The sequence below is a fragment of the Sulfuracidifex metallicus DSM 6482 = JCM 9184 genome, assembly GCA_032834875.1.
Taxonomy (GTDB): domain Archaea; phylum Thermoproteota; class Thermoprotei_A; order Sulfolobales; family Sulfolobaceae; genus Sulfuracidifex; species Sulfuracidifex metallicus.
Window position 1 is genome coordinate 983327 of the sequence record CP135238.1, and the last position, 18157, is coordinate 1001483.

Here is an 18157-nt window from a genome sequence, read left to right on the forward strand (position 1 = left end):
TTTTTAATAGCTTTCATCAATTGAAGTTCCATGAGAAAGTTAACCATATCTGCTTCAATGATAGGTACATTAGTGGAATGGTATGATGTTTTCATTTTTAGTTCCGGAGCTCTTTACATAGGCAAGGAACTCTTCTCCTCCACTAATCCAATTACCTCTATCCTTGACGTGTTGTTGGTATTTGCTTTAGGTTTCGTAACTAGGCCTATTGGTGCTATTCTGTTCGGTCATTATGGTGACAGAATAGGCAGAAAATACTCACTCATTTACACCTTGTTAATATCAGGCATATCATCGGGACTTGTAGGGACTTTACCCACTTATCAACAAGCTGGTCTGGTGACTGTGGTTCTACTGGTGATCCTCAGGCTAGCCTTGGGCTTAGGACTAGGAGGCGAATGGGGAGGAGCAATTCTGTTGGCTGTGGAGAACACCAGCAAGAGGAGGGCTTTCTTTAGTGCTTTCGTTCAATCTACAGTGGGTATAGGTTTGTTACTAGGTAGCTTGGTTTTCCTTGCTTTGTCATCAGTACTCACCAAGGGCCAAATGTTCAGCTTCGGATGGAGAATACCATTTCTGCTTTCATTTATCATGGTCGTCATAGGAGTAACCATAAGGCTGAAGGTAGACGAGACTTCTCTCTTCAACCAGATAAAAGCCAGGGGAATGATCTTGTCCTTCCCTTCAGGGGAAATGTTTAGGAAATATTGGAGGGAACTCCTTCTTGGCACCGTAGTTGCAGGCGCGTTAGGTACCATCTTCTATGTAGGTGCAGTCCTCTTGCCAGTTTTCTATACTCTGTCCAAGGTTATCTCCTCAACAACTTCATTTGAGGGTATAATACTTTTCGCCTTAGCCGACATAGCCATGGTCTTCGCAGGCGGTCTGATCTCTGACAAAGTAGGCAGAAGACCCCTCTTACTTCTCTCAAACTTGTTGGCCTTGGTCAGTGTTTATCCTGTCTTCATTTTCAGGTCTCAGGACATCTTTTTCGTGGCTTTGGTAATGTTCGGCATATTTCACGGTATGGGCTACTCTCCCTTAGCTGCAATGATATCCGAGATATTTCCCACAAACGTCAGATACACCGGATCATCGTCGGCATATCAGTTCGGGAACTCCTTCTTAGGTGGCCCAGCAAGTTACGTGTCAGCAGATCTCGGAACCATAAACTACCTGCTTTATCCTGTATACACTGCAATATTGATAATTGCTACAATAGCGTTCCTATTGAAGTCAAAGGAGAGTAAGGGAATAGAAATGGAAGTTTAGCGTCAATTTCATCAATATGGGGAAAATAGAGGGATAAACACATTTTCACACGAGAATTCTTGAGCTCTCGTAAATACTTGAAAGGTAATCTAACGACATTTTTTTCCTAAAAACATTTAATGTTTCTCCTAACAATTCTAACGTAAACTTGTAAAGGATATATAGAACTTATGGAAATCTTTTTAAGAAATGAAACACATCGAGGCTAACCATGACGGTAGTCCTTTCAAGCTTCAGACTGATTGGATCAATGGTCCTCATGACGTTTTTCCTCCTTTCCTTACAGTCCAGTGCCTCTTTAGTTCAGGGACAGCAACAAGATCAACTTCAGGAAGCTAATAATATACACTTTCAACTTCATCATCCTCATATATTTCCTCCTCATCATGGACATGCAAGGAAAAAGGACCAAGCAGTGAACGTATATTCTTCTTATTCCTCTGAGCCAGCTCCAATGGGTTTAGCAGATTATGGAATAGGACCGAACGGTCCATACTCTAGATATGCGTCTGAAGTAATAGGAGTTATAAACGCTAGTAACATACAAGTCTATGCTTCCGGTTCTGGTAACGACTGTTTCACGATACAACTTAACGCAGTCTTAACTTATAACTATCAAGGGCAGATCAATGCGCTCTGGGCTCAGGACGTTGCGTTAATAAATTCCAATAATCTAGAGTTCATAGACAATGTATGGAACATGTCTTCACCTAATGCGGGAGTATCTGTAACAGGAAACGGACAAGTTTCATCATCGGGAGGAATCTCCTTCTATTATTATTGTGACACAAACACTTTAGGAAGCCCAACTCAATTCTCCTATCCTCTAAACTTAGAAATGATGATTACATTGTCATCCAATAGTCAGGGACCAGAGATATGTTTCTGGTATAATGAGGGACAAGGATGGATAAAGTACGATACAGTACAAGTGAGTGCCCAATCTGCAGTCCCATACTTCACAATTAATGGATATAACTATACTGGATCTGGTAATTTCTACGACCTCGAATTAGATCTAGTGGGACCAGGGGGAGGATCCTGCGCATATGTAGAGTCAGCTCAAGTGGCGTTCCAGTTGTACTACGTAAATTCCACTGGAACTCATGAGATAGGTAATGCGTATAACTTTGGTTCAGATACAGGAGAAACATCTAACAACGTAATAGACCAAGGATATCAGAATGGCTATCTGTACGCTGAACTCACAGCTGGACAAGGTTCCCTTGGTTGTATATGGAATTAAGGTCCTTGACTAGGTTTAACGGAAAACACTTTTTTTTATTCATTGTTTAGTTAGAATCAAGTTCTCATTTACATCTCTTATGAATATTTTATTAATATTTTAATAATAGTAATTATATATATATTATATAAGCTTACATTTAATAGAAAGCCTAAAATAAATGTTATGAGAAAATAAATGACAAGGTTAATCGTTCTTTAATTTTATGATAAGGAATTCGTGATAGCGCCATGAAATGACAAATATCTCTCTTATCTCTCAGTCTTAATTTTGCCAAGAAAGTTGCGAGAGGAAAGGCATGATTAGCGATTTCGATGTGTTAATAAGGACATTGAGTTTTTGGTAAAATACTTAACAAATAAATTCTTTCTCAAAACAAGGGAGATAAATAATAGAACCTTGATCAAACTTAAGTACTTGGAGAACAAAGAAGATATATACTATTAATAATAAATAAAACAAATTATTTTATAGAAAATTAGTTGATCTTCAATAGTTTTAAATTCATATTAATTGTTCATTTACTTATGACACAACCAAATTTCAACTACTACGATAATCCAAAAGGTGATAGACCACTATACCTTAGGGCTTTAGATTTAATATTAGCTAATCCCGTTGTTTTTGTTCCTTCAGTAGCTTACTTGGTAATCTCCATAATTCTGACCTTATTTGTTCTTCCTGCTTTTTTGGTCTCTGTCTCCCTTGGTTTAGCGGTATCGGCAATCATAGGTCTATTGGTAGGTGTTGTTTTAGCAGGAGCCTTATTAATGACTCAAGGTATGATAACCTCCTCCATGAGAGGAATATCCCCTTCTTTATCAATGAATGGGGTCAATCTATCTAGATCATCGGGAGTAGTGTTTTCAATAGTGGGTGCATATCTTGTGGATTACCTATTGGGCGCAGTTACACTGGGAGCATTAGGTACGCTCATCACCTTAGTGGTTATAGTTTTGCTGATCCCTGCACTAACTGTTGAAGGGAGCGTACAAGATGTGTTGAGGAATGGATATTGGAACTTAATAAACATCTATAGAAGGGACGCTCTCCTAGCTCTTATACTTGCCGTATCTTCCATTCTAGTTCTTGTTCCTATCGTCAATATTTTCTTCATTCCATATTCCATAGCTCTGTACAACTTGGCATCCCAACAGCCTATAGTATATCAGCCTCCACAACAAACGAATGTCCCTCAGCCACAGTATCAGCCACAAGCCTACCAGACCGGTCCATACGGAACACTGAGGTCGGACGGAATGCTCACTTTTCAAGTTTTCGCTAACGTCCCTATTCAGCTCACTTCGGTAGTAATTGAGGGTTTAAACGTAGCCTCCAGCAACATATCTCCATCGCTTCTGTCCAGCGGAGTGAACAACGTTACGGTCAACTTTGGTCCACTTCAAGTGTCGCCGAACTACGTGTATAACGTGATTGTTAACTACGTCTCAGGTAACATCTCGTCTAGATTCATAGTTAGGGCTTACGGTACTCAGTGAAAAGGCAGAATTGAATAATAGTTTTTACAAAGAAAAGTTAAAAAAGTACTTACCTCCACTAAATGCTAAATTTTTCCTCGAGTTGGATAAGTCTAATGGTTAAAAATAACATTGGAATACCTTTTTCATAATATATTATGTATAATGTATTATAAGAAAATTATCTATATAAATATTATATATATATACACATAGTTTTAATCATGTTAAATATAGAATTCATTTATCTAGTTGTGGGTTAAGGGGAAAATATCCTCATCCTTAAAGGCGGAATAATTCATGTAAACTCCTAGACCATAGTTTTATACTCACTAACTAAGAAAAGTAATAAAAGATCCAAAAGATAGGCAATGTAAAAATAAAATAATATGAAAAAACAAAGAAAGAAAAAAAGAGAAACAATATTTTTACTTTTCATGCTTTACGTAACTTAGTAAGCAATAATTCATTAATTCATTATCACTATCACTTATATCCCTAATATATCTCGTCCTCAGGATCCCTCTTCTCCGTAATCACTTGCAGGACTCCCAGCTTGTTTCCTTTCAATTCATTGAAGGCTTCCTGCAGTTCCCAAGGAGACTCCACAAGCCTATAGTATCCACCATAAGCCTTTACTCCTTCCCCGCTGTTATATCTCCTCATCTCTGCACCTGGAAACTCGCCTCTTTCCTTTGCCACACTCTTTTGAAACACGTCATCTAAGGCTTCTTCCGACGCTAACCATCCTCCGTTGTCGTATATTACGACCTTGCAATCAGCGTCGTAAGTTTTCACCGCATAGTAGAAAGCCTCAGGAACTCCGAAAATGAATGACCCATCACCAACAGTCGCAACAGTTCCTCTCCCTGTAGCCAAAGAGTAGCCGAAGGATGCCCCCATAGCCCATCCCAAATGACCGAAGGTAATATCTCCAAAGTATTGACCCCATGAGAAATTGCCAAAGTGGAAGTTGAAAGGATACTCGTTGAAAACTGTTAATCCCATCCTTCCCACATACCAGGAGACAAGGTCAGGTTTAACTTTCTTTTCACTCATGAATGTCTTAACTTTCTCCTCCTTTCTTCTCTCCTGTTCCCTTCTAATTTCTAGGGTCCTCATCTTCCATTCATTCTTCTTTGAAACCAAGGGAGTTATTCTGTCGAAGAAATCTTTCAAGTTTGACATCACACATAAGTCACACGGGAAGTCATAGAATGATATCCTGGAGTAGCCAGGATCTACGTCTACCTTTATCACCCTTCCCTTAACCTTCATCTTCTTGGGAGTCCAAGGTACCTCAGTCTCAACTGCTATAATAAGATCAGCAGATGATAAGTCAAATTGGTCCAATCCCATGTCGCCAGTGTAATTCACGGTCTCCCCCACATAGTTCAACACGGGAATTCCAACGGTGTCTGCGAAATTCTTCAAGGAATCAAACCATTCCTTCCTCCTTCCAGCCCTCCATGTCACTATCACTGGTCTGTCGCTATCCTCTATCATCTTCGCAGCTTCCCTAACGTCATCCTCTCTCGGATCGGGCTCGTAGGTGGACATAATAACATTTCTCCATTTACCTTCCTCCAAGGTAACTTCCCTGGGGAAGATCAGGTAAACCGGTCCTCTGGGTTCGCTGGTGGCTAAGTGGATAGCTCTAGCCAGAGCTCCGGGTATTTGCTCAGTTCTCCTCACCTCAAAGTCCCACTTCACCATCTGTCTTACAAGACCTCCTTGGTCCGCTATCTCCTGTGCCCACTGAGATCTGAGCGATCTGCTTGCAGGATGACCTTCTTCGGTGTAGGGAGACCTTCCTGCAATTACAAGTAGTGGTCGTCTAGCGTAAAATGCGTTAGCAATTATTCCCACCGCATTAGCGGTTCCTGGGGGTAGTATGGACCGCAACGACTCCAAGCTTTTCGGCCATGGAATAACCCATAGCAACAGAAGTGGCAGTGATCTCATGAGGGACAACTATGAAATCTGGAGCGTCATCCTTGTCTCTCACCTTCTCCTCTATGAATGCTGGGTAATCTGTCCCCGACACTATGAACATCCTGTCAACTCCCATTTCCTTGAGTCCCCTGAGAACTACTCCAGCTCCTAACATTTCCACCGCCCACTACTCAAGAATCTCACCTCTAATTTATATTTTATTGCACAACTTTATAAACTAAGCTAAAGAAATCAACCTAGTTGTTTTATATTAAGTAATTTTAAAGTCTGTTACATTAGAAGACGTAATTTCCTTAATCTTATTTATTATTAATAATAAATTGACATAAAAAGAAAAGAAGAAGAGGATGAAATTAGGTATGGGTTATGTAAATATAGGTAACGAATGTATTAACTCTATACATCTATTATTCTTTCTGTACCTTTTCCATACATAAGCTTTTTGGTTCTTATTATATTTATATGACATTATATATATAAAATAACTTGAAAAGATATATTATATATTAATATATGTTGTGCCATCATCATTTTCTTCTAATGACATCATGTATCTCCTGCATATGATATTTCCTTTAAAGATGAAATCTTTCATAGTATGTTAGACAGCGGTATGGCGAAAGCCCAGCTATAACTGTTATCCAAGAATACGGTGTTTCCTACCACTACTGCGTTAACGATTCCGAACCTTCCTCCAACGTAATAATTCTTGATTAGCATTCCGTTAGTTGCATTATACACATTTACGTAACTTCCTGCTGGTTCTATCACATATCCGTTCACAACTACTGGGTTAGCTCTTCCTCCTCCAGCTCCCTGCGGTGGTCCTTGTACATTAGGTATTTGCGCTTCCCAAACTATCTTTCCATTGCTTTCGTTAAGGGCAAAGAGAGAGTTTGTTACTGGAGATCCAACGTAAACAACTCCGTCAACTATGGTTGGAACACCACCTTTGAACGCAGGAGGTACATATCCTCTTCCTATCTGCTCTATCCAGAGCAGATGTCCGTTAGTCACGTTTAACGCGAACACTCCTAAGCCTATAGTCTTGTTCTCTTTTACGAAGTTAACTATAGTGCTCTGGACAAGGATTCCGTTGCTTTGATCAACTGCAGGAGACACATCTCCCATTCCCGTGTTAAATGGAGTGTATCCAGATGGCAGAGAGAAATTCCATACTAAGTGTCCGTTGTTCACGTTTACTGCGACCATCTCTCCGAACGGTGCCTTGGCCAAGGTGAATCCCATTACTGCAATAGCAGTTCCGTTAGGGAAAATGTAATAGTTTGTGGAACTCATTGAGTCGAAGGCTGATGTCCCCACATAAGTTCTCCAAACTACCTTTCCAGAACTTAAATTCAATGCGACAATATGTCCGGAACCGTCGCCATATACCACAAGACCGTCCACCACTGCTGGAGTTGGCATCACGTTGCCTCTGTCGAAGTGTACCCAAATGAGGGATCCGGTGGTTCCGTTGAACGCGTAAACTGCACCGTAACTGTATCCCCTAACTACATTAGCCAAGTTTCCTGTTAAAACTGCGAAAATCCCGTGGGAAGCTGAGAACCCAGCGTCTCCAACCGAGGATATGACGAGTGGCCCCCTTAGAAGTACCAACCACTAATGGATTACTCATCACCGAGTTAGCAGTGGTAGCCATCCATACCAAGTGACCATTGTATGCGTTGATGGCGTATAATGTGTTGGAGTCTGCGGGAACATATACTATTCCCCCGTAGTAGGAGACACCTACTGCGTCACCTACCATTTGCGTTAGCGTTACTGCGGAGGACTTATTTCCCAATACTTGATAAGCCGGGAACGGTGCATTTAAGGGGAGAGCATTCATCTGTTGGAAAGACCAAGACTCTGCTGGGAAGGATGTGTTTAAGTAGCTTTCATGGTTCTGCGTAAATGCGTATACGTCCCAATCATGTGACGAGGTTGCGTTAGGCGCGTTAAAAGGATAATATGTCACTGTGCTCCAAACGGGCAATAGACAGCTACCGTAGTTGTGGAAGGTATATTGATACCAAGTGGAGGTGGAGTTCCTGTACGTTATGAACGTAACGTTTTCGGTCATTCCAGTGGGTGAAGTCATTACCTCGTTTTTAGATGAGGAGATTGTGCCTATAATCGAAGGTGAGGTTACGTTCTGCGGGACTGTCTTAGTAACCGTCGTGGTAGAGATTGACGTAGAGATTGACGTTTTAGTTATTGTACTCACCGGTGCGGGAGAGTGGAGAAGAAAACCTATTCCTGCACCTACTACAAGTCCTACTACAAGCAAGACTATGGCCAATACCGTTGAGCCATTTTTCATAGGTATCCGAGTTACCTATCTCTTAATAGATTTAAAATTTAACTTGTATAGTTTATTTTCTTATAATTAACAGAATTAATCATAAACTAAGGAAATGAAATTAACGTAATATTTAAAAGGAAAAGGAAACGGGGTAGAAAGATCGAAGAAAGCTCGTTATGAGCAGAATATATGATAGGGACAGCAGAAGGTAGAACGAGTAAATCAATGAAATTTACAAATATTAATTTAGGGGAATAAGAACTGTTATCTAGAGAAAAGATAGTTCTTGAAACGGTGTTATGATGGCCAAAATTAACCTACATCTAAGTGGGATAAGGACTATTTTGAGATTAAAAATTCTATAATCAGGAACACATGCAGGAAGAGGGAATATATGTTTTAGTTATATGATTACGTTAATATTTTATATATTTTTATAAAATATTTTATTTAGTATATTTCTAATAATAATAGTTTATTATTTTTTAAAAACTCATTATAAATAAATTTATATTAATATATGGTTTTATACTCTTTATTCCAATTTCTGTGACGTCTACTTGATCCTTCCTTTATAGAGCCTCATTGAATACTTTCCATATCACGTTGCCCACAACTTTATATATATCCTTCTATAAGTTTTACTATGATAAAAGATTTTCCAAAGTTTGACTGTTTAATAACAGGCGAAAAAGAAGGTTATGATTCTGAAGTAGAGGTTTATTTTGGTAAGGAATTGCAAATAGCGTCTATATTTTCAATTTTACAAAATTATGATACAGAATGGAAGGAAAATTATTCAAAAATAATAGAAATTTTGGATAAAATGGACGACTATATAGCGAATGGTAAAGACTTACCAGATTATACTCTAATCAAAGACCTTAATAAAGGTGATATTACGTACTCTTATTCACAGCTTCAATCAATTCAATTTTCTGAGAAAAAAATTAGCGTATCTTTGTTATACTATGTAGCAGGTTTGATACAAGAAAATCTATATTGGTACTCTATATTAGCTAAAAAGGATAAGTTTTCAAAAAATTTTAATCCAGACGCATTTGAGATACTACATACATTGATGAGCGTTGTAAGAAAAAGAGCTTATAGTATATCTCAAGGAAATTAGATATTTTCTTATAAATCCTTTATTACTTCCCTTTTTTCTTAATATCGGTCATAAGAAGATAGAGATCCATATTTTACAATATTTTATAAAAGATTCGCAGTATTGTTTTTTTAACTCTCTTATCCTCTAGTTTCTACATATATTTATCGTTATTCAACTCATCATTCTATTTCGTATTTTCAACCTTATTCCTCTTTATCATTAACACATAAAATGTTCGGATGCCTAATTATTGTATGAAAACTATTGGAATAGTTGGCTTAGGAAGGATGGGTTCGGGCATGTGTAACAATCTATCCAGAAAGGGATATCAAGTTCTGGGCTATGATGTTAACCCAGACTCCTACAATAGGTGTCACGTCATTCCAGTAGAAATTTCTCAAATGGCAGAACAAGCCGACGTTATAATCCTGTCTCTTCCCACTGGAGCTGAGGTAAAACAAGCATTAGAGAAGCTTAAGGGGTTTAAGGGCACTATCGTTGATACAACAACCCTTAGCGTTGATGAGACCCTTCAGATACTGGATCAAATAAGCTTCTGTTTAGACTATTTCACTTGTAGACTAGAGAGGGGACCAAAAGAGGCAAATGAGGGAACTCTTGCCCTCTATTGTGGAGGGGATAGGCAAACTTATGAGAAACTTTCTCCTCTCCTGAGTGATCTAGGTGAACATGTATATCTAGGAAGTCATGTGCAGGCTACCATGGTTAAGTTACTGGGAAACATCATAGGTACGGTCATGGTGGTCCTCAACGGGGAGATATCCTCAATAATGAGGAGCATCGGGTTGGATCCAGAGCTCGCTGCAAGGGCTCTCTCAATGGGAGGTGCTAATAACGCCCAACTTTTCAGGCTGGTGTGGCAAGTTCGCGGAGAGCATCAAGAGTCCTTCTCATTGGATCTGGCTCAACATGTGGTGGAGATGGCGATAGAATCCAGCAAGAGGTATGGAGTTAAATATCTTCCCTTAACTGAGCTTGCTAACGGACTCATGATAACGGCCAAATCCTTAGGCTTCGGAAGGAAGGATGTGTCTGAGGTTTCGAAGCTTATGGACTTGATAAATTCTACGAGAAAGGAAGTAGAAAAGAAATGAATGAAGAGAGACATATGAAATGGAAAGAAAGGGAGAGAAATGTAAAGAATAGCAAAACAAGGAAAATCCAAAGGACAAAACAAGGAAAAGCATGTTAGGCTAAGACAAGCGTTTCTAATGGTTTAACTCTCAACCACGATTTTCTCCTTCTCTTTATTATTCCTTCACTTCCTAGCGTCGCCCACCTTCTCCTTTACTAATTCCCTGAACGTCAATGCGTCTTGAAGCATATTAGTGTTGTTGAAGAACACGTAAATCACTTGTGGCTTCATCTCTATCAGCTTTTCAAGATCTTCCTCCATCTCCTTCTTTCCGTAATGATAATCATACCATACCTTTCCCCTTCCGTGCATTCTCAGGTAAATGATCTTGCCCCTTATTAAGAAAATCCCTATGGGAGAGTCCAAGGATACCACATTCACTCCCACATCCAGAGAGAACCACTCCGGATCCCTGAACTCAATCACCATTCTGTCCTGAATCTCTTTAGCGAACTGCTCCACTCTTCTCACGTTCTCGTCGCTTGCTTTGAAGGAAGGAGGCATTTGAAAGAGGTAAAAATCAGGTCTTAATGGCTCCATTATCTTCCTGAAGTTCCTCCAAGCCTCTACATCAGTCAACCTCTTTACATGAGTTATTATCTTGTTGACCTTCACCGACCATCTAAGGGAGTACTTACTCCACGTCTCAACTTGTTTAGAAGAGGGAAATCTATAGAAGCTATAGTTTAGCTCCACAGCATTAAAACCCTGCTCTACGTACCATTTCATCGATCTCTTTGGATTCCAGGGATAAGACCATCCCGAAGTTCCTACGTAAATCTCCATTATTGAAGAGAAAACAATAGAGGTAAAAACGTATTTTGATTCGTTTTCAGCATTACTAAGGAAAAATCTTAAATTTAAAATTTAAGGCTAGTAAATTATGGCTACAAGAAAATTAACATATCTTGGCCTTCTGATATTCATTGTTATTATAGCTTCGCTGGTTTGGATTAATATTTCATACATATCTTCATATATATTTCCGCCTAGTGTGAAAGAGATGAGAGAGAATTTTAGTGTAAGTATTACAACACCTAGCGTTTATATAGATAGTATTAAATCTCAATCTCTTTATTTATGTTTTTACATTAAAGTTAACGTCCCTGGTTATTTAGGAAACATTTTTCTTGCCACGGGAGCAATTCCCTTAGGAGCAAACCCTTGTACTTATCTTCCACCATCGTTATCACCTACTCATATGCCATATGGTGCAGTAGAGCTTTTGAACGCAACAGTGTATGGTGAAAACGAAACCTTTAAGATCAGCGCTAGTATAGCAGTAGTCTCTAATGGACATGGCGTTATACTAAGCCGAGGCTTTAATATAACAGAAATTCCTGTCGTATGGATCATGATACTTAAAGATCATCATATTTACAGACTGGGAGTAATAGAGTTTGTTAGAGTTGGAGAAGGTCTACTTTACTTACCTAAGATAGTAGAAAGATGTTAAAACGAATTTCATAAAATTTTATATTAAAATTTATACAATAATTAACTAAATTTTCATAAAAATAGTAAAAATGAATATACGCAAATCATACAAATTTTTCTTTCTATTAACAATTAATTCAAATAGAACTAAACACCTAAATGGCAAACCAGGTAGCTGGATAGTTTTTATATATTATATGTAGTGATATTAATCAATATAGAAGAAATAGAATAATATTTATTAATAAGTGAAAATTTTCTTTAATTTATCTCGATAAAGAATATAGATTAGATTACAAAAGAATGATAAATTTCATTAGGACTGTAAAAGTTTTCGATGAGTTCTCTAATTTCAGGAATGAGAAAGAGTATAATGGAAAAAGGAGAGCTTTAGTTAGAAAATTGACTAGAAAGATAAGGAAGCGATTTATGTGATTAATGTGGACGACGAAGTGGACAGGAAAGAGATCAAGAAGAGTTATATTTTGTCAAAGTCAGATTCTAGGTAGATAACGTGATATCATCAGATTTTATTTATATTAAAATATTTATATTAAAATCTATTTACTTGCTTTAAACTTTCTTCATATTGGCGAGATTTAAAAGGAAACCATTAACTTTTTCCCCAATAAGTAAGGAATGTTTTTTCTATAAAATTAAAGCAACCCACTAGCTTTTTATCTTCACCTTAAATCTTCACATCGTGAAATGTAAATTAACCTTGAACTCTGCAGACAGGGAAAAGCTACCTTTGGAGGAGCTTAACATTTACAGGGTGATTTTCTCAGATCATATCTTAATTAGGGTGGACTTAGAGGGAAAGCCCCACTATCTATCTGTTTCTGACGGTCAACTTACCGTTTATGACCAAGAGCTCTACGATCTATTGAAGGACACAGATTGGGACAGTTGTGAGCCTTCCTCCTTGGTTAATGGGATAATTGATGAGATTGTGTTCTACCTAGGGGTTAAGAGAACCAAGCTCTTTGAAAGCTTCGACCAACTCTTCGATAGAATAACGGAGGGCAAGGTGAAGGATCTAAAGGAAATAGAGAGTCTAAGGAAGAGCATCCAAACTGTTTACTCTGACTCATCTTCCTTGTATTATGTGGCGAAAAAGCTCTACAAGTTCGTGACCAAGGACACGTTGGACGACGTGGCATTCGCGTACGAGAGGGCTGAGATTCTGATCACTAGGTCTGGCGACTTGTACAATATTTACCTTACAGCAGTCCAAAATGAATTAAACGTGATAATCAAGAAGTTGACCTCAATATCCTTCATCTTCCTTCCCATTACTGCTATCGCAAGCTTATATGCCGTGTCCTATTCTTCCCTTCCATCCAGTCTAGACTCTTTGGACACTTTATATTTCCTCACCCCTCTGTTGATCCTGGGCGTGGTTCTACTCGTTTATTTGAAGAAGATAAATTGGTTATGAGACGGTTCTCTCGGCTCCATCAACATCAGAAGCGATTTTGACAGTAAATAAAAAACAAGAAAAGCTAACGTGAAATTGCATCATGTTTTTGTTTCTTCACGTCATAAGCGAAAAGCTGTATAAATTTATAATATTTTTATGTATAAAATATATTATTATAATACAATATGTATATATTTAGATTAATATGATATTTTTATATCTTCGCATTAAAAATGTGTGTCGAGTTAACACCAAAAGAAAAAATTCTTCATATGTGTTAAACCTTCTCTATCTGCTATCCTCAACTTTCATTAATTTTCTTATTTCCTTTTTCAGGTCCTTTATAATTGAGGCTATTTGGTAAAGTTTTTCTACTTTCATTGCTACCTCAGTTCCTTTTTCTGTAAGAGAAAGATAGTTTCCTTCTTTAACTAGTCCCTTCTTAACAAGCCTCCTCAAGTGATTGATAGATCAAGTATTGCTTTCACGTTCTTTTCTCCTCTATTCCTCCAGTATGCGAAGCACATCAATCGCTTCCTTATCGCTCCAGAAGTACTTGTTAATACCTGCAAGGGAATATGTAAAAAATATGATAGTTGTTAACTATCTTCTTAACATCAGTTCATTCAAGGTTAGTTCCTGCTATGTATTTTTCAGGAACATAGATGATAATTTTAACGGAATTCTATTCTCAGCTATCTTACGTTCAAGAGGCTTTTTTTTATCTTCTAACAAAGGAGACCCCTCAGAAATGGTTGAGGTAATTTGCTCTCTGTTCAACTAATGAGAGCACATTTTCAGGTAAGACTAGCATAAACTTGTGGATGATTTTTGTTTGTAGTTTATTTTTTTTAAAAAAATTATTTAATTTCCTGTGTATATACATGCAATTGCTATTTTTCGTCAAATAGAAACTCTTTTTAATGTATCAATAACTTAATTCATTCATGAAATTTCTGATTAGCATAGTAGGTAAACCTTCTGGATATAAGAATGTTAAATATGTCTATAAAGGTGCCGAGAAGAAATCAAATTTCTCCTCTTCGCTGGTCAAGGAATTGGAGAAGCCTGATGTTAGTGTGTTGATAGGACAGTTTACCCTAGCTCATGAGAAGAGAACATTATCTAAGGATGTTTCAATGAAGGATCTGCAGGATCTCTCCTTAGAAACCATGAAAGAAAGTCTGCAACTGGACGATTATCAAATCATCGTTTCTCCCGGAGTGGTATCGGAGTACGATAAGAAAGGCTCTCCCAATGCCTTTTACAAGGGTGATATATACAACTTCTATGGATATACCCTTCATTCTCTGGCTAACATCTTCTTGGATCACGTTAAGGGAATGGACAACGATGACATAGAGATCGTTCTTGATCTAACTCACGGAATTAATTACATGGGATATCTCACGTTTGACGCAGTTAGTCTAGTTGCAGACGTTATGTCAACGAAATTTTCTGTGAGGATGCGGGTGGTAAACTCAGATCCCTTTCCGCTATGGTTTATGGAAACTCCTATTTTAAACATCAACGAAGTAATGAATCTAGACGTTAAGCCGTCATTTTCCTATCCGGTGGGTGAGGGATGTGTTAAGTCCCTCCGTCCTTCCTCTGTTATTCCCGACATGGAAAAGAAGGGAGTATACGATCAAGTAAGGGGTGAACAAGTAAATGATGGACTACCTAAGGTAGAAAGCAAACATTTCGTGAACTCGTTGAATAGGGGATCCCTGCTCTCAGCCTTCTATTTCAATGATGATTTCGAATTGTGTGTGAAGAAAGCCGTGGACTTGTTCGAGAGTAACATTGTCGTGAATAGCGTAAATCCATTGACCGTGATTCAGAGACTATCATTCACAGAGACGTTCCAGTCTTACGTTGTAGCGAACATGCTTAAGAAGCTACACGGTTTCCCCAACCAGCAGAACCTTGATGACGGAGTTTCAATAGATGAGATCCAGAAGTTATCTGAAATTTACTGCAAGAGTCAACCATTACTGTTTACAATAATAAATAATGAGCTACACTCACTACAAAAAGTTGACCGTGAGAATTGGACTCCCCTCAGCAAGATCCTCAATACTAAGGATAATCCGGACGAAAGAACTTTCTATGCCCACGCTGGACTTCCGGGAGGATTCACAGAGGTAAGGAGAGATCGAGCGGTAAGAGTTAGGTACTCCAGGGATATGCTGGGAAAGGTGAAATCTTTCCTCGGATGACCTTAATAATTGAAAATGATAATTCGGTGAGCTACCCCCGTCAGGACGGGGGCTTCCTGCTTCATGGTCCTACCTTGCCCCAAGAGGGGTAGAAGGCGGAGCCCCACAGTGATGGCGGTTCCGGTCTCCGATCTACCATTCGACCCCAGTCCTGCTGATGCCCACTAAGGGCCTTCGGATGGGGCAGAAACGTACTACATTGACCTCCGCTTTAACCAAGGCATCTAAGTGACGCTTACCCCTCGGTGACTATCATTGATATGGTTTCTCGTGAGCTCATATTTAAACACTTTATAAGGGGGCTATCTATCCTCACGGTGATGGTCTTCCGTCCCCCTTAACCTCCGTTAAGATAAAAACACTCTCCCTTTGGAACTTTCGTCAAGATGCAAAGTATGGAAAAAGAGATATAGAATTTCTTCTCGTTTCTCTTTTTCTCCGATTTTGTTAAAATGGAGAAAAGCTCTTTCTCCTTCTTCTTTGCACTTTATCTAAGTCTAGCTTTTTAATAGGAGTTACATCTTCGCGTCTCAATTAGCGGTCGGCTTTCACTATTTATGTGAAAAGTCTCAACGTAAACTACCCATTCCATTGATGGCTGTGTCATTAGGTTAAATAGAAGGAAAAAATCACTTATATATAAAAGATATCAAACAAATAATCATAAAAAAGAGTGGGAAAAAGAAAAGAAAGTACTTTCCATAGTAAAATCGATGAATTGGATTTCTGTTACATTATGTATATTTTTGTAGTTTTACCACCAATGACCATGATGGTGATGGTGACCGCATCCGTGGTATCCATATCCTTGATAAGCTTCATATCCCTGGTATGGTAGGTTTCTTCCCATTTCACTGATCTCTACGTAATCTTCTCCGTCCCTTTCGAACCTTCTTACTAATCCATTCATCATTAACTGACTTAACACGAAATCAAACGCGTCTCCGTACAATGGAACGTTAGCCTTTAACTGAGATATTTTAACTGGGCCATTTTTTAGGCTATTTAATATCTGGTATCCTCCTTCTTGTACTAGTCTTCCATACATTTTATCACTGATTATCTTTCGATTTCTCAATTATTAAACCTTTCCCTATTCATAGTAATAGATATAATCCAAAAACTTAATAAAAAAATTAAATAATATAAAGATATACTTGATAAACTAAATTAATTTTTATCAATTGAATGAAAATCTTCTCGAGTTTACGCTGAAGCGAGACTCATAGTCTTTTTGTTGTAGAGTTTCACGACTTGATCTGCTTTCTTTAAGGCAAGGTCGTACTCCCCTTTCTGAAGGAGGATAGAGTTATTCAGCGTACACGGTATAGTTTTTTGCTTCGGCAACTTAGCCTCCTCAATTTCCTTCATTGCCTTGCTTGTATTTATTGTCATGAATGAGACGACTATATTTTAATTAACAAGCGGTTAGAAACTCTACTCTTTTCAAATACAATATCTAAAATCCCTTTCTTTATTTGTATTGATAGAATTTTAAGCCTTTTATCTTATGTATGTCAGTTTTGGCTTAGATATTTTGTATATTAGCAGAATTTTTCAGATACTATTCAAATTATTGGAGTTAAATTCTAGATTACATAATAATATAAAGAAGTTACGCATCACCCTAGATAAAAATCGAAGATCCACATAAAACAGGAAGTGACTTCCTCGACATTTAGTAGAGAATAGAGTACCTCACATGCGGTAGAAAAGTTGTAGGAAGGCAAAGCTTAAGCTGATGGACTCACAATCTCCTTATGTCTAAGTGTAGAGCTCTCCACGTTCATAAGGGAGTTTAGGAATGTCCACTTCAATGTTATCCAGTGGAGGTATAGTAAGAATTTTTTATTAATAGCTTTAATAAATAACTAAGTTATAATTAACGTGAAAACTGGCATGAGATAACTTATGTAAATCTATATAGATTTTATGAAATCTTCTAAAGAAATAGTGTTCATCTTTCCTATTAAGTCCTTATCGTTGGACACTAAAATAAGTCCTAAAGATGTAGCGGCATAAAGGTAGGACGCGTCGTAATAAGTTAAACCTCCTTCCACTGCAGTTTTCATCACTTCTTCAAGAGGAGGGTCTTCTATTACATTAAATTTTCTCAAAAATTTATGAAAAAACATCGCAAGGGCTATAGGGTCTTTAACCTTTTTACGTAGGTAATGCTCCTTCCATATTGCATTACCTACCTCGTAGAAAGTCAGGCTAAGCACGTGAATTTTGCTAGGATCTATCTTGTCTACATAGTTTAAGAGTGGATACAAAGCTGAGGCATCGAAAAGAAACCCCTTATCTTTCATTTCTACTCTCCCTAATATCTGTTATCCAATCGTCTTCACTTACGTCTGACATTAATTCTTTAATTTTCATTACTGTCTCTTTAATTTCTTCCTTTTCTTTTTCCCTTATCGCATCCTCCAAAGCCTTTTCCACTACTTTTCTAATGTTGATTCCTAATTCCTCAGCTCTCTTCTTTATCTCCTTTGCTACTCTCACGCTAATTACGTCAGACATGGATACATATACGAGATCTTCG

The 18157-nt window shown here is 38.1% G+C and carries 16 protein-coding genes and 1 pseudogene; 8 read left to right on the forward strand and 9 right to left on the reverse strand.

Annotated features, from left to right (window positions below; translation table 11 throughout):
- Window positions 1-30: 30 nt before the first annotated feature.
- From RQ359_RS05670 to RQ359_RS05680, 3 genes are all read left to right on the forward strand, one after another.
- Entirely contained in the window at window positions 31-1272 is a 1242-nt protein-coding gene (locus RQ359_RS05670; protein ID WP_170267530.1) for an MFS transporter, read from the forward strand.
- A gap of 211 nt (window positions 1273-1483) precedes the next feature.
- Window positions 1484-2518 carry a thermopsin gene (locus RQ359_RS05675; RefSeq protein WP_054838864.1) on the forward strand — a complete coding sequence of 345 codons (1035 nt, stop codon included), beginning with the start codon at window positions 1484-1486 and terminating at the stop codon, window positions 2516-2518.
- 527 nt (window positions 2519-3045) lie between these two features.
- The gene (locus tag RQ359_RS05680) at window positions 3046-4017 is read left to right on the forward strand and encodes a DUF973 family protein (RefSeq protein ID WP_156017532.1); all 972 of its coding nucleotides are present in this window, start codon (window positions 3046-3048) and stop codon (window positions 4015-4017) included.
- Between the two features lie 477 nt (window positions 4018-4494).
- Here the strand turns inward: RQ359_RS05680 and RQ359_RS05685 are convergent.
- The 3 genes and pseudogenes from RQ359_RS05685 to RQ359_RS05695 form a co-directional block, all read right to left on the reverse strand.
- Window positions 4495-6106: pseudogene (locus RQ359_RS05685) on the reverse strand (thiamine pyrophosphate-requiring protein).
- A 437-nt stretch (window positions 6107-6543) separates the two neighbouring features.
- Window positions 6544-7572 carry an outer membrane protein assembly factor BamB family protein gene (locus RQ359_RS05690; protein ID WP_457921256.1) on the reverse strand — a complete coding sequence of 343 codons (1029 nt, stop codon included), beginning with the start codon at window positions 7570-7572 and terminating at the stop codon, window positions 6544-6546.
- Complete coding sequence (locus RQ359_RS05695) at window positions 7472-8278, reverse strand: hypothetical protein (RefSeq protein WP_457921257.1); 807 nt, start codon at window positions 8276-8278, stop codon at window positions 7472-7474. The genes RQ359_RS05690 and RQ359_RS05695 overlap by 101 nt, the downstream gene beginning before the upstream one ends.
- 628 nt (window positions 8279-8906) lie before the next feature.
- On the opposite strand from RQ359_RS05695, the gene RQ359_RS05700 reads away from it, so the two are divergent.
- Both RQ359_RS05700 and RQ359_RS05705 read left to right on the forward strand, forming a co-directional pair.
- Entirely contained in the window at window positions 8907-9389 is a 483-nt protein-coding gene (locus RQ359_RS05700; RefSeq protein ID WP_054839097.1) for a hypothetical protein, read from the forward strand.
- Window positions 9390-9625: 236 nt separating this feature from the next.
- Complete coding sequence (locus RQ359_RS05705; RefSeq protein WP_054839096.1) at window positions 9626-10486, forward strand: NAD(P)-dependent oxidoreductase; 861 nt, start codon at window positions 9626-9628, stop codon at window positions 10484-10486.
- Window positions 10487-10650: 164 nt separating this feature from the next.
- Here RQ359_RS05705 and RQ359_RS05710 read toward each other — a convergent pair whose 3' ends face one another.
- Window positions 10651-11313 (reverse strand): DUF72 domain-containing protein, encoded by a 663-nt coding sequence (locus RQ359_RS05710; protein WP_054839095.1) that lies wholly within the window; start codon window positions 11311-11313, stop codon window positions 10651-10653.
- A gap of 97 nt (window positions 11314-11410) precedes the next feature.
- Here RQ359_RS05710 and RQ359_RS05715 point away from each other — a divergent pair, with 97 nt between their 5' ends.
- Window positions 11411-11983 (forward strand): hypothetical protein, encoded by a 573-nt coding sequence (locus RQ359_RS05715; protein ID WP_240900194.1) that lies wholly within the window; start codon window positions 11411-11413, stop codon window positions 11981-11983.
- 684 nt (window positions 11984-12667) lie between these two features.
- A complete protein-coding gene (locus tag RQ359_RS05720) occupies window positions 12668-13405 on the forward strand; it encodes a CorA family divalent cation transporter (RefSeq protein ID WP_338117002.1) in 738 nt (245 codons plus the stop codon).
- A 270-nt stretch (window positions 13406-13675) separates the two neighbouring features.
- On the opposite strand, the gene RQ359_RS05725 is transcribed toward RQ359_RS05720, so the two are convergent.
- Window positions 13676-13846 (reverse strand): hypothetical protein, encoded by a 171-nt coding sequence (locus RQ359_RS05725; RefSeq protein ID WP_156017525.1) that lies wholly within the window; start codon window positions 13844-13846, stop codon window positions 13676-13678.
- A gap of 488 nt (window positions 13847-14334) precedes the next feature.
- Between RQ359_RS05725 and csx1 the strand changes: the two genes are divergently transcribed.
- Entirely contained in the window at window positions 14335-15609 is a 1275-nt protein-coding gene (csx1, locus tag RQ359_RS05730; RefSeq protein WP_054839093.1) for a CRISPR-associated CARF protein Csx1, read from the forward strand.
- Between the two features lie 754 nt (window positions 15610-16363).
- On the opposite strand, the gene RQ359_RS05735 is transcribed toward csx1, so the two are convergent.
- The 4 genes from RQ359_RS05735 to RQ359_RS05750 all read right to left on the reverse strand — a co-directional run bounded on the left by RQ359_RS05735 (window position 16364) and on the right by RQ359_RS05750 (window position 18135).
- Window positions 16364-16657 carry a hypothetical protein gene (locus tag RQ359_RS05735; protein WP_054839092.1) on the reverse strand — a complete coding sequence of 98 codons (294 nt, stop codon included), beginning with the start codon at window positions 16655-16657 and terminating at the stop codon, window positions 16364-16366.
- 158 nt (window positions 16658-16815) lie between these two features.
- Window positions 16816-17004 carry a hypothetical protein gene (locus RQ359_RS05740; RefSeq protein WP_156017519.1) on the reverse strand — a complete coding sequence of 63 codons (189 nt, stop codon included), beginning with the start codon at window positions 17002-17004 and terminating at the stop codon, window positions 16816-16818.
- A 524-nt stretch (window positions 17005-17528) separates the two neighbouring features.
- Window positions 17529-17921 (reverse strand): type II toxin-antitoxin system VapC family toxin, encoded by a 393-nt coding sequence (locus RQ359_RS05745; protein WP_054839091.1) that lies wholly within the window; start codon window positions 17919-17921, stop codon window positions 17529-17531.
- Window positions 17911-18135: a type II toxin-antitoxin system CcdA family antitoxin gene (locus RQ359_RS05750; RefSeq protein WP_054839090.1), complete on the reverse strand. Its 225-nt coding sequence runs from the start codon at window positions 18133-18135 to the stop codon at window positions 17911-17913. Before RQ359_RS05750 ends, RQ359_RS05745 begins: the two co-directional genes overlap by 11 nt.
- Between the last annotated feature and the right edge of the window lie 22 nt (window positions 18136-18157).

Coding starts and splice junctions, on each gene's coding strand:
- RQ359_RS05670 (WP_170267530.1), top strand. CDS start 31: ATGAGAAAGTTAACCATATCTGCTTCAATGATAGGTACATTAGTGGAA.
- RQ359_RS05675 (WP_054838864.1), top strand. CDS start 1,484: ATGACGGTAGTCCTTTCAAGCTTCAGACTGATTGGATCAATGGTCCTC.
- RQ359_RS05680 (WP_156017532.1), top strand. CDS start 3,046: ATGACACAACCAAATTTCAACTACTACGATAATCCAAAAGGTGATAGA.
- RQ359_RS05695 (WP_457921257.1), bottom strand. CDS start 8,278: ATGAAAAATGGCTCAACGGTATTGGCCATAGTCTTGCTTGTAGTAGGA.
- RQ359_RS05700 (WP_054839097.1), top strand. CDS start 8,907: ATGATAAAAGATTTTCCAAAGTTTGACTGTTTAATAACAGGCGAAAAA.
- RQ359_RS05705 (WP_054839096.1), top strand. CDS start 9,626: ATGAAAACTATTGGAATAGTTGGCTTAGGAAGGATGGGTTCGGGCATG.
- RQ359_RS05710 (WP_054839095.1), bottom strand. CDS start 11,313: ATGGAGATTTACGTAGGAACTTCGGGATGGTCTTATCCCTGGAATCCA.
- RQ359_RS05715 (WP_240900194.1), top strand. CDS start 11,411: ATGGCTACAAGAAAATTAACATATCTTGGCCTTCTGATATTCATTGTT.
- csx1 (WP_054839093.1), top strand. CDS start 14,335: ATGAAATTTCTGATTAGCATAGTAGGTAAACCTTCTGGATATAAGAAT.
- RQ359_RS05735 (WP_054839092.1), bottom strand. CDS start 16,657: ATGTATGGAAGACTAGTACAAGAAGGAGGATACCAGATATTAAATAGC.
- RQ359_RS05740 (WP_156017519.1), bottom strand. CDS start 17,004: ATGACAATAAATACAAGCAAGGCAATGAAGGAAATTGAGGAGGCTAAG.
- RQ359_RS05745 (WP_054839091.1), bottom strand. CDS start 17,921: ATGAAAGATAAGGGGTTTCTTTTCGATGCCTCAGCTTTGTATCCACTC.
- RQ359_RS05750 (WP_054839090.1), bottom strand. CDS start 18,135: ATGTCTGACGTAATTAGCGTGAGAGTAGCAAAGGAGATAAAGAAGAGA.